The sequence below is a fragment of the Photobacterium sp. GB-1 genome (genome assembly GCF_003026165.1).
Classification (GTDB): domain Bacteria; phylum Pseudomonadota; class Gammaproteobacteria; order Enterobacterales; family Vibrionaceae; genus Photobacterium.
Map to the genome: position 1 here is coordinate 23283 of NZ_PYOB01000019.1, position 17154 is coordinate 40436.

Sequence of the window (17154 nt, forward strand, 5' to 3'; positions counted from 1 at the left end):
TTTAGAAAGGAATTCAACATGGCAAATACAGCAGATTACATTTGGTTTAACGGTGAAATAGTGCCTTGGGCTGATGCTAATGTTCACGTTTTAACCCACGCAATGCACTATGGTACTTCAGTATTTGAAGGGATCCGTTGCTACAACACGCCAAAAGGCCCAGCCATTTTTCGTCATGAAGAACATATGGTACGGCTAAAAAATTCGGCAAAAATTTATCGCTTCCCAATCCCATACAGCTGCGATGAACTAATGGAAATTTGCCGTGAAACGATCCGAGTCAATAAACTCGATTCTGCTTACATTCGCCCATTGGGTTATGTGGGGAATGTTGGCCTAGGGGTTTGTCCTCCCGTTGATACAAAAATGGATTTGATTGTTGCCGCTTTCCCTTGGGGCTCTTACTTAGGTGAAGAAGCACTGGAAAATGGCGTTGATGCGATGATTTCTAGCTGGAATCGTGCCGCGCCAAATACTATTCCAACGGCTGCAAAAGCAGGCGGTAACTACCTATCATCACTACTGGTTGGTAGCGAAGCACGTCGCCATGGTTACGCAGAAGGGATCGCATTAAGTGTTGATGGCTATCTATCAGAAGGCGCTGGTGAAAATATCTTTGTCATTCGTAACGGCGTTCTTTCAACACCACCAACAACTAGCGCAATTTTACCCGGCATCACCCGTGACACGATTATGATCCTAGCTAAAGAACGGGGTTACGAAGTACGTGAAGAAAACATTGCTCGTGAAGCACTTTACCTTGCCGATGAAATCTTCATGACAGGGACAGCAGCTGAAATCGTACCGGTACGCAGTGTGGATCAAATTACCGTCGGTGAAGGTAAACGAGGCCCTATCACCAAAGAGCTGCAAGCCGCTTACTTCGGTCTGTTCAATGGTGAAACAGAAGATAAATGGGGCTGGTTAGATTACGTTTATCCACAAAAGTAATTGCCCTTCACAACCCAACCAATACATATCAAAACTGTCGCTAATGCATTAGCGACAGTGCTCAAAAAGGATTTTCTGTTATGCCTAAATACCGTTCTGCAACCACAACCCATGGCCGAAATATGGCTGGTGCTCGTGCGCTTTGGCGTGCCACTGGCGTCAAAGATGAAGATTTCGGTAAGCCGATTATTGCCGTTGTGAACTCGTTTACCCAATTTGTTCCCGGTCACGTCCACTTAAAAGATCTCGGTCAATTAGTCGCAAAGCAAATAGAAGAAGCGGGCGGTATTGCCAAAGAGTTTAATACCATTGCTGTTGATGACGGTATTGCGATGGGGCATGGCGGTATGCTGTATTCACTCCCATCACGTGAGCTTATTTCAGATTCTGTTGAGTACATGGTGAATGCCCACTGTGCCGATGCGATGGTATGTATCTCAAACTGTGACAAAATCACCCCGGGAATGTTAATGGCATCACTTCGCTTAAATATTCCGGTTATTTTTGTTTCTGGCGGACCAATGGAAGCCGGTAAAACCAAGCTTTCAGAGCAAGTGATCAAGCTCGATTTGGTTGATGCAATGATCCAAGGTGCCGATCCTAAAGTATCTGATGAGCAAAGTGAGCAGATCGAACGTTCAGCATGCCCAACTTGTGGTTCGTGCTCTGGTATGTTCACGGCTAACTCCATGAACTGTTTAACCGAAGCGCTTGGTTTAAGCCAGCCGGGTAACGGTTCAATGCTCGCAACACACGCAGATCGCGAGCAGCTATTTATTAATGCCGGTAAACGTATTGTGGCACTAACTAAGCGCTACTACGAGCAAGATGATGAATCAGCACTGCCACGTAACATTGCCAATAAGAAAGCCTTCGAAAATGCGATGGCATTAGATATTGCAATGGGGGGATCAACTAATACCGTTTTACACCTTTTAGCCGCAGCGCAAGAAGGTGAAATTGATTTCACCATGACCGATATTGATCGCATGTCTCGTATTGTTCCACACCTCTGTAAAGTTGCACCATCAACACCGAAATATCATATGGAAGATGTTCACCGAGCAGGTGGCGTTTACAGTATTTTAGGTGAACTGGATCGCGCAGGTCTCTTCCATAACGATTGTCACAATATTCTGGGTGAAACCTTTGCCGAAAGCTTCAAACACTACGATATTAAAGTAACGGATTCAGAAGAAATTAAAACGTTCTTCCGCGCAGGTCCTGCAGGTATCCGTACCACGCAAGCATTCTCGCAAGATTGCCGTTGGGAAACGCTTGACGATGATCGAGAAAATGGCTGTATTCGTAGTAAAGAGTTTGCCTTTAGCCAAGATGGCGGTCTTGCTGTACTGTCAGGCAATATGGCACTTGATGGCTGTATTGTTAAAACCGCAGGCGTTGATGAAAGTTGCTTAACCTTTACAGGTCCTGCCGTTGTGTTTGAAAGCCAAGATACCGCTGTTGAAGCGATTCTTGCAGGTAAAGTGAAAGCAGGCGATGTCGTGGTTATTCGTTATGAAGGACCTAAAGGTGGCCCTGGTATGCAAGAAATGTTGTACCCGACCACTTACCTTAAATCTATGGGTCTTGGCAAAGAATGTGCGTTGATCACTGACGGTCGATTCTCTGGCGGTACCAGTGGCCTATCTATTGGTCACGTTTCGCCTGAAGCAGCAAACGGTGGCACGATTGGCCTGATCGAAAATGGCGACATTATCGCCATTGATATTCCAAACCGTAGCATTGAGCTCAATGTCGATGATGCAACCCTCGCGGCACGTCGTGAAGCAACGAACCAACGCGGTTGGAAGCCTGTCGATCGTGAACGTCAGGTTTCTTTTGCCCTAAAAGCCTATGCCAACCTCGCCACCAGTGCAGATAAAGGCGCAGTGCGCGATAAGTCTAAACTAGAAGGATAATCATCATGAGCGAAGTGAAACAGGCCACGGATGAAGTGCTACTTAGCGGAGCCGACTATCTTCGCAATATCCTTCGAGCGCCAGTATATGAGGTGGCACAAGTCACCCCATTGCAAAATATGTCTCGTCTGAGCGCAAGGATTGCAAATCAGATCCAACTAAAACGAGAAGATCGCCAGCCGGTTCACTCGTTTAAGTTACGTGGCGCTTATAACATGATGTCGCAGCTGACTGAGCCGCAAAAAGCGGCAGGAGTGATTGCAGCCTCTGCCGGTAATCATGCACAAGGTCTTGCTTTATCAAGCCAGCAACTCGGGGTTAAAGCCACGATTGTGATGCCACGTACGACACCTGATATCAAGGTGGATGCGGTACGTAGTTTTGGTGGTATTGTAGTGCTGCATGGCAGTAATTTTGATGAAGCTAAGGGCTATGCCGAACAATTAGCGCAACAACACGGCTATACCTTTATCCCTCCTTTCGATCACCCATCGGTGATCGCAGGACAAGGCACAATTGGTATTGAGTTGGTGCAACAAAATGGTCATCTTGATTGTGTTTTTGTACCGGTTGGTGGCGGTGGTTTGGCGGCAGGCGTTGCCGTTTTACTCAAACAGCTACTACCTGAAATTAAAGTGGTTGGGGTTGAGGCTGAAGATTCTGCCTGTTTAAAAGCAGCGCTTGATGCAGGCCAACCAGTCACATTAGATCAAGTCGGCATGTTTGCTGATGGTGTAGCTGTGAAACGTATTGGTAGTGAAACCTTCCGTTTATGTCAGCAATACCTTGATGATGTTATCACGGTCAGCAGTGATGAAATTTGCTCGGCGGTTAAAGATATCTTTGAAGATACCCGCGCGATTGCTGAACCTTCGGGGGCACTTTCTCTTGCTGGGCTAAAAAAATACGTCGAGCTGCATCAAATCCGCGACCAGCAACTTGCTGCGATTTTATCAGGCGCAAACTTGAATTTTCATGGTCTACGCTATGTTTCAGAACGTTGTGAGTTAGGTGAAAAACGTGAAGGGTTATTAGCCGTTACGATCCCTGAACGTCCTGGGGCTTTTCTTGATTTCTGCCATTTGATTGGGGGGAGAGCGGTAACCGAGTTTAACTACCGTTATAACGATGATGCGCTGGCCAATGTTTTTGTCGGTGTGCGTTTAATGCAAGGCCAAGAAGAACTTGATGGCATCATTAAAGATCTGCGAAAAGGCGGATATCCGGTGGTCGATTTATCTGATGACGAAATGGCGAAAGTCCATGTTCGTTATATGATTGGGGGTAGGCCATCAAAACCGCTTAAAGAACGTTTATATAGCTTTGAGTTCCCTGAATACCCAGGTGCACTTATTCGCTTTTTAAATACCCTTGGTTGTCATTGGAATATTAGCTTATTTAATTATCGTAATCATGGGGCAGATTATGGTCGTGTTTTATGTGGCTTTGAACTTGAAGACAAAGATTTGCTGTCATTTACTAGCCACTTACGCGAATTGGGCTATCAATGGAAAGACGAAACAGAAAATCCAGCCTATAAGTTTTTTCTTGCTCAGTAATGAATAGTCCCTAACAAAAAAGCAGCGTAATCGCTGCTTTTTTTATAACAATCAACATGATTAACGACTGTTTGAAACATATTCAAGGCAACAGGAAATCAAATTAATATTTTGTTCGATCATTTTTTGGCGTAAAGGAGAAGGTACCTGCGCATACATAACCGATAATCGATTGATATCACCATATTCAGGTGTACTGTCGTCTGAAATAAACCAATGCAAAGGACGCCCTGTTATCTTTGCTATATTCATTAGCATTAATATTCGAGGCTCTGTTTTCCCCGACTCTACATCAAGGTAAGTTTGACGAGCAACACCTAGCTGCTTAGCCATACTCACTTGAGTGACCCCTTTCCATTCTCTCGCTTCTCGAATCTTTTGTGCAATATGCGCTATTTCTGTTATTGCGTTATTAATCTCACGCTCAACACTATATTCACTCATCATCGACATTTATACCGCACTAAACCCATAAACTTTGTTTAAACTATTCTTCGCTAAAATAGATGTCTATGGGTGCTAGTACAAAAATGTGATACGCCATATTCACTGTCATCAAAGATAGACAATAAAAAGATCGAAATGAACAATTAAGTAGGCACCAAGGAAGATCGTTATTCGCTACTTATTTTTATGTGTTAAAGCACGGGTGTATTCCGCCATAAAACTCGCTAAGTTGATACATTGCTGCAAAATAACGTGGCGAGCAGAATGTGGCAAGTGACTAAAAAATTGCAATAAGCGATCAATTTCTTCCTTATACTCACTTTCTAAAATTTCAATCCCTTCATCACCATAAACAAACCAAGTTAATGGCCTCTCAGTGATCTCCGAGATCTCAGACAATAATCGTACTTTAGGCTCTGTTTTTCCGGTCTCTAGATCAAGATACGTTTGGCGAGCGACTTTCAACTGCTGGGCCATATGTACTTGGGTTAATCCTTTCCATTCACGAGCCTCCTTGATCCTAGCGGCAATCTTTGTCTTTGGCTCTGTCATACACCTTCTCCAATCAGATAGTGAAGAACGCTTCACTATTTGTTGCAGTGCAGATGATGAGCCAATTTTTCATTTTTTTTAATTCTTAATATTCAATAAGATAAAATCAAAGCAGACTTTTATTCTTAATTTGAATCGCACATCGTATGGATAATCAGGCATTTTTTTATTTCGCAACACGGTAAACGTTATCAAGAGTACCGATAAAAAAGACGCAAGTTGCGCCTTTTCTCATTTGACATTACTCAACAGTCACCGCTTTGGCTAAATTACGAGGCTGATCAACATCAGTACCTTTAATTAAAGCCACGTGATACGACAACAACTGCATCGGAATGGTATAAAAAATCGGTGCGATGATTTCATCCACACTGGGCATGGTCATGATTTTCATGCCGCTGGTCTCTTCAAATCCAGCTTCACTATCGGCAAACACATACAGTAAGCCACCGCGAGCACGTACTTCTTCAATATTAGATTTGAGCTTTTCTAATAAATCATTGGTAGGTGCCACCACGATAACAGGCATCTCAGCATCAACTAACGCAAGTGGGCCATGCTTTAATTCACCAGCCGCATAAGCCTCTGCATGAATGTACGAGATCTCTTTTAATTTAAGTGAAGCTTCAACAGCAATCGGGTAGAACTCACCACGACCTAAAAATAATGCATGTTGTTTATCGCTGAATTCTTCAGCCAATAGCTCAATCGACTTATCAAGCGTTAATGCTTTCTCAATAAAGCTTGGTAATTGCTGTAGTGAATGAACGATTTTTTCTTCTTGCTCATTATCAATCGTACCTTGCTGCTTACCTAATGCAGTTACAAGCATTAATAACGCGACTAACTGCGTAGTAAACGCTTTAGTTGATGCGACCCCAATTTCAGCCCCCGCGCGGGTCATAAAAGCTAAATCAGATTCACGTACCAAAGATGAGCCTGCAACATTACAAATTGTCATCGCAGCCATATAGCCTTTTTCTTTTGCTAAACGCAGTGCCGCTAAGGTATCTGCTGTTTCACCTGATTGAGAAAGGGTGATCAGTAAGCTATTTGGACGGGTAACAAATTTGCGGTAGCGAAATTCAGAGGCAATTTCAACATCACAGCTAATTCCTGCAATAGATTCAAACCAGTAACGTGCCACCATGCCCGCGTTATAGGAGGTACCACAAGCAATAATTTGAATATGCTCAACATGATCAAAGATCGTTTTCGCTTCATTACCAAAACTTTCCAAGATCACGCGATTGTTGCGGATCCTGCCTTCCATGGTATTGATCAGAGCGCTTGGCTGCTCAAAGATCTCTTTTTGCATATAGTGACGATAATGACCTTTATCCGTATCATCATGTTGAATATGAGATTCGGTGACTTCACGTTCAACCAACTCATCTTGTTGATTATAAACTCGAATATCACGACGGGTGACTTCGGCAACATCACCTTCTTCTAAAAACATAAAGCGACGAGTCACATTCAGCAAAGCCAATTGATCAGACGCAATAAAGTTTTCACCTACACCTAATCCGATCACCAACGGGCTACCAGAGCGCGCAACAACCAAACGTTCCGGATCGCGACTATCCATCACTACGGTACCATAAGCGCCTTCTAGTTGAGCAACAGCTTGCTTCACAGCGGCTAATAAAGAATCGGCAGTTCGCAGTTCCCACTCAACTAAATGTGCAATTACTTCAGTATCGGTTTGAGAATGAAAAACATAACCTCGTTGTTGTAATAGATCACGCAATGCTTGGTGATTCTCAATAATCCCATTATGAACAATCGCTATATGCTCACCAGAGACATGAGGGTGGGCGTTAGCTTCTGAGGGTTCACCATGTGTTGCCCAACGTGTATGCGCGATCCCCGTTCCACCAATAACTTGCGTTTCATTAACCGCCTCAGCTAAGACTTGAACTTTCCCCATACGTCGTAAGCGTTGTAATTTAAATTGTTCATCAACAACGGCAAGACCTGATGAGTCATACCCGCGATATTCTAATCGACGTAAGCCCTCGACTAATATCTCTGCTACATCACGTTGTGCTACCGCACCTACAATCCCACACATAACTGCTATCCTTTATAACTTGTTATTATTCACTATAGGCACGAATCACGCGCACACCCTGTTGTTCTATTGCAACAGTATCAGCATCACTCATGCCATCATCGGTAATTAAAGTATCGATCCCTTGCCACGTTAACTCTAAATTCGGAATTTTTCGTCCGACCTTACAAGACTCAATCATTACCACCACTTCGCGAGAAACTTCCGCCATCACTCGACTTAGCCCCGTCAGCTCATTAAAGGTGGTTGTGCCACGCGTGATATCAATGCCATCAGCACCAATAAATAGCTGATCAAAATCGTATGAACGCAATACGGATTCTGCAACTTTGCCTTGAAATGATTCCGAATGCGGATCCCATGTACCGCCCGTCATCAATAAGGTCGGTTCATTTTCAAGTGCATTTAGTGCATTCGCGACTTGCAAAGAATTAGTCATTACCACTAAGCCTTGTTTAGTGCTTAGTAGGTTAATTAATGCTGCTGTTGTACTACCACAATCAACGATAATGCGATTGTGATCTCGGATCAGATCAGCGGCAGCAATCGCAATCGCTGACTTTCGTTCTGAAACTTTTTCTTCTAAGCCAGTTGCAACTATTTCACTCGGCATAGCAATGGCGCCACCGTATCGGCGTAGCAATAAGCCAGAACTTTCTAATGCCGCGAGATCTTTACGAATTGTGACCTCAGAGGTCGAGAAGTGACTAGCAAGTGTATCCACACTAACTTCACCTTCAATACCAACCATAGCTGCAATAGCATGGCGACGTTGTTGCGTATTACGTTTAGACATAAGTTTTGAAATGATAGATTAAGTTTCAGTTTGAAACTTAGTATAGCGTTTTAAAAATTAATCGATCAATAACAAATATGCAGATTCGGTATAATTTTTCTCTCGAAATAACTACTGGAATGGAAAAGCTAGAGGAATATAGGGGCGGGGGTTGGAGATAGACAATAAAAAAGCAGGAGAAACTCCTGCTTTAAAAATGATAACGTAATTGAAAATTACTTCTTGGTTGGGCGTTTCCAGCCTTGAATCGTTCGTGCGGGTGCGCGAGTGATCACTAACTCACCTTCTCCAACATTACGATTAATCGTTGCACCGGCACCAATGGTTGCACCGCTTGCAACTTTAACTGGGGCGATAAGTTGAGTATCAGAGCCAACAAATACATCATCGCCAATTTCAGTTTTAAATTTGTTCGCGCCATCGTAGTTACAAGTAATAGTACCTGCACCTATATTGACGTTAGCACCAATCTCAGCATCACCAAGGTAAGTTAAATGACCCGCTTTAGAGCCTTCACCTAAACGCGTTTGCTTGATTTCAACAAAATTACCCACATGCGCTTGAGCTTGAAGCTCCGTACCTGGACGTAAACGAGCAAATGGACCGACCGTACAGGCTTCACCTACCGTCGCACCATCAATCACACTGTATGGGCTGATAATTGAGTTATCATCAATCTCACAATCTTTAAGCACACAACCGGCGCCAATCACGACGTTATCACCAATACTAACGCTGCCTTCAATCACCACGTTAACATCAATTTCAACATCGGTACCGCATTGTAATTCGCCACGTAAATCAAAACGAGCAGGATCACGTAACATCACACCTTGCTCTAATAAACGCTCAGCTTGTTGAGCTTGGAAAGCTCGCTCAAGGCGCGCAAGTTGAATACGGTTATTTACACCTTCAACCTCAATAGGGCTTACAGGGTGCACCGCTTCGACGGCACGACCTTCATCATGGGCAATCTCAATAATATCGGTTAGGTAATATTCACCTTGCGCATTATCATTTTTAAGCGCCGCTAACCAACGCTTAAGATCACCGCCATTAGCCACCATGACACCAGTATTGATTTCTTTTATGAGCTTTTGCTCTTCAGTGGCATCTTTTTGCTCTACAATCGCAACTACGGGACCATTACGACGCACAATACGACCGTAACCACTTGGATCATCAAGAACAACGGTTAGTAAGGCAATGCCACCATCAGGCTGAGCATCAAGCAGGTTTTCTAACGTTTGTGCACTAATCAGTGGCACATCACCGTATAAAATCAATGCTTTTTCATCATCAGCAAGGTTCGGGGTCGCTTGATTAACCGCGTGTCCTGTTCCTAATTGCTCAGCCTGTAGTACCCAATTGACTGATTCTTGAGCCAATACTTGTTGCATGGTGTCACCACCATGGCCATAAACTAAATTAATATTTTTCGCACCAAGATCATTACATGTGTCAATCACATGTTTGACCATCGGCTTTCCGGCTAAAGTATGAAGTACTTTTGGCAAGTTAGAATACATACGGGTGCCTTTTCCCGCAGCTAAAATCACAGCACTAAAGCGCATGATGGGATGTCCCTCTTGATGCATAAATTTGTTATTTAATTGGTATTGTACCGTCAAGTTCCACTAGATTTAAGCGTAATTGTTTAATTCTCACTAAGAAATAACAGGTGTACCTCGCAAAAGTCTTAATAGAAAATCATTTTTGTAATAATAAATATCCCCAAACAACATCAATCAATAAGATTTTTAGCAATAAAAAAAGCGACCTTAATGGTCGCTTTTTATATTACTTTAGCGTCAGACTAGCGTGCGCGTTTAGTTAGTTCAATTACTCGAAGCTGAGCAATGGCTTTCGCTAAATCACTGGCTGCCTGTGCGAAGTCAATATCGCCATGCTGATTATGGATGCGCTCCTCAGCTTGACGCTTAGCTTCTTCTGCTTTCGCGGCGTCTAAATCAATACCACGAATAGCTGTATCGGCTAATACCGTCACTGCAGAAGGCTGAACTTCAAGCATACCGCCAGAAAGATAGATTACATCTTCCTCACCACCTTGCTTGGTAATACGTACCATGCCAGGGGTAATAGCTGTAAGTAGTGGCGTGTGGCCGGCATGAATACCTAGCTCACCTTCACTACCCGTTACTTGAATATTTTCAGCACGACCAGAGAACAGACGTTTCTCAGCACTGACTACTTCCAACTGGAAAGTTATCGCTGCCATGTCGCCTCCTAATTAGCTTACAGCTTCTTCGCGTTTTCTAATACGTCTTCAATCGCACCACAGTACATAAATGCCTGCTCTGGGATATCGTCGTATTCACCCGCTAATAAGCCTTTAAAGCTACGTAGTGTGTCTTTCAACGTTACGTAGATACCTGGGTCACCAGTAAAGACTTCTGCTACGTGGTAAGGCTGAGTTAGGAAACGTTCAATCTTACGTGCACGTGATACAGCTTGCTTATCTTCTTCAGATAGCTCGTCCATACCAAGAATAGCGATGATGTCTTTTAGCTCTTTATAACGTTGAAGTAGGCTCTGAACGCCACGAGCAATGTCGTAGTGCTCTTGACCTACAACCAATGGATCAAGCATACGTGATGTTGAATCCAATGGGTCGATCGCAGGGTATAGACCTAGCGATGCGATCTGACGCGAAAGTACAACTGTTGCATCTAAGTGAGCAAAGGTTGTTGCTGGTGATGGGTCAGTCAAGTCATCGGCAGGTACGTATACCGCCTGAACTGACGTGATAGAACCAGACTTCGTTGACGTGATACGCTCCTGAAGTACACCCATCTCTTCTGCTAGTGTAGGCTGGTAACCTACGGCAGATGGCATACGACCTAGTAGTGCTGATACTTCAGTACCTGCAAGGGTGTAACGGTAGATGTTATCGATAAATAACAGTACGTCACGACCTTCGTCACGGAAACGCTCAGCCATAGTAAGGCCAGTCAATGCAACACGTAGACGGTTACCTGGTGGCTCGTTCATCTGACCGTAAACCATTGCTACTTTTGATTCTTCAGGTTTTTCGATGTTAACAACACCTGCTTCCTGCATTTCAAAGTAGAAATCGTTACCTTCACGTGTACGCTCACCAACACCTGCAAACACAGATAAACCTGAGTGTTTTAGGGCGATGTTGTTGATAAGTTCCATCATGTTAACAGTCTTACCAACACCCGCACCACCAAACAGACCGATCTTACCACCCTTAGCGAATGGACAGATTAAGTCGATAACTTTGACACCTGTTTCTAGGAGTTCAGTTACGTTTGACTGATCTTCATAGCTTGGTGCTTCACGGTGAATAGCGTAACGCTCTTGCTCACCGATCTCACCACACTCATCAATAGGTTGACCAAGAACGTTCATGATACGTCCTAAAGTCGCTGTACCTACTGGCACTTCAATTGGGCGGCCTGTGTTTTCAACAGACAAACCACGACGTAAGCCATCAGAAGTACCCATAGCGATACCACGAACAACACCACCACCAAGTTGCTGCTGAACTTCCAGTACTAGTGTACCGTTCTCTTTCGCATCAACATGAAGGGCATCGTATACCTGTGGTACAGAGTCCTGTGGAAACTCTACGTCGACTACCGCACCGATGATCTGTACGATCTTACCTGTAGCCATCGTTAATCCTCTAAACTTATTAATTCTTTGCCTTAAACAGCAGATGCGCCAGAAACGATTTCTGACAGTTCTTGTGTGATCGCAGCCTGACGGGCTTTGTTGTACACAAGTTGCAGTTCATCAATCAGATCCCCTGCATTATCTGTTGCAGCTTTCATCGCTACCATTCGTGCCGCTTGCTCACTGGCAAGGTTCTCAACCACACCTTGGTACACTTGTGATTCGGCATAGCGAACCAATAGGGTATCTAGTAGCGGTTTAGGCTCGGGCTCATAAATATAATCCCAAGAATGGTTGCGCTGCATTTCTTCGTCTTCTGACTTAGGCAAAGGCAACAATTGATCAATCACTGGTTGCTGTACCATGGTATTTACAAACTGGTTGTAAACCACATACAGACGATCCAGTTGGCCTTCATCATATTTCTTCAGCATTACGCCAACAGTACCGATCAACTCATCAACACTTGGCGTGTCACCAAGGCCTGATACTTGAGCTGCTACGTTACCGCCGTAGCTATTAAAGAATGCTGTTGCTTTAGCTCCAATTAGCGCTAAATCAACATCGGCACCTTTATCTGACCATGTTTTAATATCGGTGATCGCTTTTTTGAACAAGTTAATGTTCAAGCCACCACACAAACCACGGTCAGTTGAAACAATGATGTAACCAACGCGCTTGGCTTCACGCTCTTCAAGATAAGGATGCTTATACTCGAGGCTACCAAGGGCGATATGACCGATCACTTTGCGCATAGTTTGTGCGTATGGACGTGATGACTCCATTGCTTCCTGCGTTTTACGCATTTTAGAAGCAGCCACCATTTCCATCGCTTTAGTGATCTTTTGCGTGTTTTTAACACTACCGATCTTGTTACGAATCTCTTTTGCGCCGGCCATCGTTACTCTCCGTTAGAAGGTGATCGCAAGCGATCACCAACCAATTACCAAGTCTGGGTCGCTTTGAAATCTTCTAGCAGTTTTGCAAACTGCGCAGCGATTTCATCGTTGTAAGCACCCGTTTCATCTATCTGAGCTACAAGCTCAGCAAACTGACCTTTCGCGTAAGAAAGTAACGCTGCTTCGAAATCAGCAAGCTTAGTTAGCTCAACATCATTCAAGTAGCCTTTTTCAGCTGCAAAGATAACAACCGCTTGCTCAAATACAGACATTGGCGCGTATTGTTTTTGCTTCATCAGTTCAGTTACTTTCTGACCATGATCTAGCTGTTTCTTAGTGGCGTCATCAAGGTCAGACGAGAACTGTGCAAACGCTGCAAGTTCACGGTACTGTGCAAGTGCGGTACGAATACCACCCGACAGTTTCTTAATGATCTTGGTTTGGGCAGCACCACCTACACGCGATACAGAGATACCTGGGTCAACAGCAGGACGAATACCAGCGTTGAATAGCTCTGTTTGTAGGAAGATCTGACCATCGGTGATAGAGATAACGTTAGTCGGTACGAATGCCGATACGTCACCCGCTTGGGTTTCGATAATCGGTAGTGCCGTTAGCGATCCGGTTTGACCTTTCACTTCACCATTAGTGAATTTCTCAACATAGTGCTCGCTTACACGAGAAGCACGCTCTAGAAGACGCGAGTGAAGGTAGAAAACATCACCAGGGAATGCTTCACGGCCTGGTGGACGCTTAAGCAATAGTGAGATTTGACGGTAAGCAACAGCCTGCTTAGACAGGTCATCGTATACGATCAGTGCATCTTCGCCGCGGTCACGGAAGTATTCACCCATCGCACAACCAGAGTATGGTGCTAGGTATTGTAGCGCAGCAGCTTCTGATGCTGATGCTACAACTACGATAGTGTTTTCCAGTGCGCCGTGCTCTTCCAGCTTACGAACTACGTTAGCGATAGTTGAAGCTTTCTGGCCAATAGCCACATACACAGAGTAGATACCAGAATTTTTCTGGTTGATGATGGCATCGATAGCCATCGCTGTTTTACCAGTCTGACGGTCACCGATGATAAGCTCACGCTGACCACGGCCGATTGGGATCATTGAGTCAACTGCTTTGTAACCAGTTTGTACTGGTTGATCAACAGATTTACGATCGATTACACCCGGTGCAATTACTTCAACAGGAGAGAATGTCTCTGTTTCAATTGGACCTTTACCATCGATAGGCTGACCTAGTGTGTTTACAACACGACCAAGTAGCGCAGGACCTACAGGTACTTCAAGAATACGACCAGTACCGGTTACCTTCATGCCTTCCTGTAGAGAAGCATAAGGGCCCATTACAACTGCACCTACCGAGTCACGCTCAAGGTTAAGTGCTAGTGCGAATAGTCCGCCTGGTAGTTCAATCATTTCACCTTGCATTACGTCAGCAAGGCCATGGATACGAATAATACCGTCGCTTACAGAAACGATAGTACCTTCGTTACGCGCTTCACTTACAACGTTGAAGTTTTCAATACGTTGTTTGATCAGTGCGCTAATTTCCGTGGAATTAAGTTGCATGCTCCAATTCCCCAAATCAAGACTGCAAAGTATCGCTCAGACGGTTCAATTTGCCCCGTACAGAGTTATCGATAACAAGGTCTCCAGCTCTAATTACAACCCCGGCAATCAGGGTCTCGTCTACACTGCAAGTCAGCATAACTTTACGCGCTAAACGCTGCTCAAGTTTCACGCTAATGGCATCTAGTTGATTATCATCTAAAGCAATAGCAGAAATTACTGTCGCTTCGATGGTGTGCTCATGCTCATGTTTCATCAGCATGAATTCATCACAGACATCAGGTAGCGCCTTAAGGCGTCCATTTTCAGCCATCACCTTTAGAAGGTTTTGACCGAATTCATCGAGTTGCTCACCGCATACTGAAACAAAAATTTCAGTTAGCTTATCCGCAGCAAATCCGCTATCCAGTACATCCTGCATAGTGTCATTTTTTGCTACTTCACTAGCAAAGTTCAGCATTTCTGCCCACTGTGCTAATTGGTTCGTCTCGACCGCAAAGTCAAAAGCTGCTTTAGCGTAGGGGCGTGCGATTGTAGTCATTTGTGACATATGCTTGCCCCTTTAATTACAGTTCTGCAGTGACTTTGTTAAGAATATCGGCTTGAGCATCCACATCAATGGAGCGCTCAATGATCTTCTCAGCACCAATCACAGCTAGAGTTGCAACTTGTTTTCTTAACTCATCACGAGCACGATTACGTTCCGCTTCAATTTCAGCCATACCTTGCGCAAGGATTTTCTCGCGCTCAGTTTGTGCTTCCGTTTTCGCTTCATCGATAATTTGAGCTTTACGCTTGTTTGCTTGCTCGATCAACTCGCTCGCAGCGCGTTTCGCTTCTTTTAGTTGATCAGAAGCATTCGCTTGTGCAAGGTCAAGGTCTTTAGCTGCGCGATCTGCGGCAGCCAAGCCGTCAGCAATTTTTTTCTGACGTTCTTCAATCGCTTCCATAATCGGTGGCCATACATATTTCATGCAGAACACCACGAAGAGGAAGAAAGCGATAGCTTGACCCAGCAAAGTTGCATTCATATTCACAACGCATCTCCTTTAAAAGGGTTGCTAGAGTCCATTTGCTACTTAATGTCAGCTTGAAACAAGCTGACATTACGATTTATTAACCAGCTAGCTGACCAACAAATGGGTTTGCGAATGTGAATAGCAGCGCGATTACGATACCGATCATTGGTACCGCATCAAGTAGACCAGCGATGATGAACATCTTAACTTGAAGCATTGGAGCCATTTCAGGTTGACGTGCAGCACCCTCAAGGAATTTACCACCTAGAAGTGCGAAGCCGATCGCTGTACCAAGGGAAGCAAGACCTACAATGATGCCCACGGCAATTGCAGAAAAGCTTAGTAAAGTTTCCATCACTATCTCCAGTTTATAGTTGTCGGCAAAACGCCAATATAATAAAAAATGTTACAAAAAATCGTTAATGATTGTCTTCATGTGCCTGAGACAGGTACACGATAGTTAACATCATGAATACGAAAGCTTGAATTGTAATGACCAGAATGTGGAAAATAGCCCACGGTACCGAGCCTAGCCATTGAGCCCACCACGGCATTAGTGCCGCGATTAGGATAAACACCACCTCACCTGCAAACATGTTACCGAATAAACGCATACCTAGTGAAATAGGCTTCGCTAATAGCGATACCACTTCAAGAAGAAGGTTAAACGGGATCATGATAGGGTGATTGAACGGGTGAAGAGCCAGTTCTTTAGCAAAACCGACAAGACCTTTCACTTTGATGCTGTAGTAAATCATCAATGCGAACACGCCTAGCGCCATTGCCATGGTGATGTTAACGTCAGCACTTGGAACCACTTTCATATAAGGGATCCCGATACTTTGTGCGGCATACGGAATGAAATCAATAGGCACAAGGTCCATGATATTCATCAGTAAAATCCAGCAGAAAATAGTTAGTGCTAACGGAGCTACAAGTGGATTGCGGCCATGGAAAGTATCTTTGACGTTGGTATCAACGAATTCAACAACCATTTCGACAAAACATTGTACTTTACTTGGAACTCCTGATGATGCCTTCTTCGCTACTGAACGAAATAGCCATAGAAAAGCTAAACCGGTCAAAACAGAGAAGATAAGGCTATCTATGTTTACCGCCCAAAAGCTACCTTCACTCACTAAGCCCAATTTATCGGTTGATAAGTTGGTCAAGTGGTGAGTGATATAACTTGCAGACGTTAGCGCTTCACCTTGCGCAGCCATAACTCATCCTATTTGTTGTTGTTAATGAATAAAACCGGTCCAAAAATATTAATACCAAGGGCCAGCAAATAGGTTAGTTTGAGAGGAACAAGTTCCACTCCCATATACAGGTAAGCAATGGCAAAAAGGATGACTGTGATAAGAATTTTAAGCACTTCTCCGCCATAAAATGACGCCATGACTAGCCGTGCATTCCTAGCACCACTAAACATGAAGGCACACATCGCGAAGACAGTATTGGCAATAACAAAGATGCCACCGCCAATCAATGCAGAGATTCCCCAGTCAACATTGACAGCAAAAACTGCCGTTAATGCCGTTGCTATCACGACGCCAGATTGTAGTAACAACAACCGTTTTGCCAGTTGGCGTCCCGGTTTAGCTAGCGTCGATACCATGTATTCGTTCCTCGAGTCCATTCCTTTACACAATCCGTGCTTGGGAAAACAGCGAAAATTAT

17 protein-coding genes are annotated in these 17154 nt (G+C 44.2%); 3 read left to right on the forward strand and 14 right to left on the reverse strand.

From position 1 onward, the window contains the following. Positions 1-18: 18 nt before the first annotated feature. The 3 genes from ilvE to ilvA all read left to right on the forward strand — a co-directional run bounded on the left by ilvE (position 19) and on the right by ilvA (position 4432). Positions 19-951 carry a branched-chain-amino-acid transaminase gene (ilvE, locus tag C9J45_RS16100; RefSeq protein WP_107247627.1) on the forward strand — a complete coding sequence of 311 codons (933 nt, stop codon included), beginning with the start codon at positions 19-21 and terminating at the stop codon, positions 949-951. Positions 952-1031: 80 nt separating this feature from the next. After that, on the forward strand, positions 1032-2873 hold the full coding sequence (gene ilvD / locus C9J45_RS16105; protein ID WP_105061266.1) for a dihydroxy-acid dehydratase: 1842 nt from the start codon (positions 1032-1034) through the stop codon (positions 2871-2873). Positions 2874-2878: 5 nt separating this feature from the next. After that, a complete protein-coding gene (gene ilvA, locus C9J45_RS16110; protein WP_107208077.1) occupies positions 2879-4432 on the forward strand; it encodes a threonine ammonia-lyase, biosynthetic in 1554 nt (517 codons plus the stop codon). 60 nt (positions 4433-4492) lie between these two features. Here ilvA and C9J45_RS16115 read toward each other — a convergent pair whose 3' ends face one another. The 14 genes from C9J45_RS16115 to C9J45_RS16180 form a co-directional block, all read right to left on the reverse strand. After that, positions 4493-4885, reverse strand: coding sequence for a helix-turn-helix transcriptional regulator (locus C9J45_RS16115; RefSeq protein ID WP_107208078.1), 393 nt, complete (start codon positions 4883-4885; stop codon positions 4493-4495). A 168-nt stretch (positions 4886-5053) separates the two neighbouring features. Beyond that, complete coding sequence (locus C9J45_RS16120) at positions 5054-5431, reverse strand: helix-turn-helix transcriptional regulator (RefSeq protein WP_107208079.1); 378 nt, start codon at positions 5429-5431, stop codon at positions 5054-5056. A 241-nt stretch (positions 5432-5672) separates the two neighbouring features. After that, the gene (glmS, locus tag C9J45_RS16125; protein WP_107292765.1) at positions 5673-7508 is read right to left on the reverse strand and encodes a glutamine--fructose-6-phosphate transaminase (isomerizing); all 1836 of its coding nucleotides are present in this window, start codon (positions 7506-7508) and stop codon (positions 5673-5675) included. 25 nt (positions 7509-7533) lie between these two features. Then, the gene (locus C9J45_RS16130) at positions 7534-8304 is read right to left on the reverse strand and encodes a DeoR family transcriptional regulator (RefSeq protein ID WP_107287978.1); all 771 of its coding nucleotides are present in this window, start codon (positions 8302-8304) and stop codon (positions 7534-7536) included. A gap of 215 nt (positions 8305-8519) precedes the next feature. Then, a complete protein-coding gene (gene glmU / locus C9J45_RS16135) occupies positions 8520-9878 on the reverse strand; it encodes a bifunctional UDP-N-acetylglucosamine diphosphorylase/glucosamine-1-phosphate N-acetyltransferase GlmU (protein ID WP_107292766.1) in 1359 nt (452 codons plus the stop codon). 242 nt (positions 9879-10120) lie between these two features. Beyond that, on the reverse strand, positions 10121-10543 hold the full coding sequence (locus tag C9J45_RS16140; protein ID WP_107208083.1) for a F0F1 ATP synthase subunit epsilon: 423 nt from the start codon (positions 10541-10543) through the stop codon (positions 10121-10123). Positions 10544-10560: 17 nt separating this feature from the next. Beyond that, the gene (gene atpD / locus C9J45_RS16145; RefSeq protein ID WP_107208084.1) at positions 10561-11967 is read right to left on the reverse strand and encodes a F0F1 ATP synthase subunit beta; all 1407 of its coding nucleotides are present in this window, start codon (positions 11965-11967) and stop codon (positions 10561-10563) included. A 32-nt stretch (positions 11968-11999) separates the two neighbouring features. Then, complete coding sequence (atpG, locus tag C9J45_RS16150; protein WP_005372328.1) at positions 12000-12866, reverse strand: F0F1 ATP synthase subunit gamma; 867 nt, start codon at positions 12864-12866, stop codon at positions 12000-12002. A 44-nt stretch (positions 12867-12910) separates the two neighbouring features. Further along, positions 12911-14452: a F0F1 ATP synthase subunit alpha gene (gene atpA, locus C9J45_RS16155; protein WP_005372324.1), complete on the reverse strand. Its 1542-nt coding sequence runs from the start codon at positions 14450-14452 to the stop codon at positions 12911-12913. A 16-nt stretch (positions 14453-14468) separates the two neighbouring features. Beyond that, positions 14469-15002: a F0F1 ATP synthase subunit delta gene (atpH, locus tag C9J45_RS16160; protein WP_045130846.1), complete on the reverse strand. Its 534-nt coding sequence runs from the start codon at positions 15000-15002 to the stop codon at positions 14469-14471. 16 nt (positions 15003-15018) lie between these two features. Next, positions 15019-15489 carry a F0F1 ATP synthase subunit B gene (atpF, locus tag C9J45_RS16165; protein ID WP_005372318.1) on the reverse strand — a complete coding sequence of 157 codons (471 nt, stop codon included), beginning with the start codon at positions 15487-15489 and terminating at the stop codon, positions 15019-15021. Positions 15490-15568: 79 nt separating this feature from the next. Beyond that, positions 15569-15826 carry a F0F1 ATP synthase subunit C gene (atpE, locus tag C9J45_RS16170; protein WP_005372317.1) on the reverse strand — a complete coding sequence of 86 codons (258 nt, stop codon included), beginning with the start codon at positions 15824-15826 and terminating at the stop codon, positions 15569-15571. 64 nt (positions 15827-15890) lie between these two features. After that, positions 15891-16694, reverse strand: a complete 804-nt coding sequence (gene atpB / locus C9J45_RS16175) for a F0F1 ATP synthase subunit A (protein WP_107208085.1) — start codon at positions 16692-16694, stop codon at positions 15891-15893. A gap of 8 nt (positions 16695-16702) precedes the next feature. Then, the gene (locus C9J45_RS16180; protein ID WP_107208086.1) at positions 16703-17092 is read right to left on the reverse strand and encodes a F0F1 ATP synthase subunit I; all 390 of its coding nucleotides are present in this window, start codon (positions 17090-17092) and stop codon (positions 16703-16705) included. Between the last annotated feature and the right edge of the window lie 62 nt (positions 17093-17154).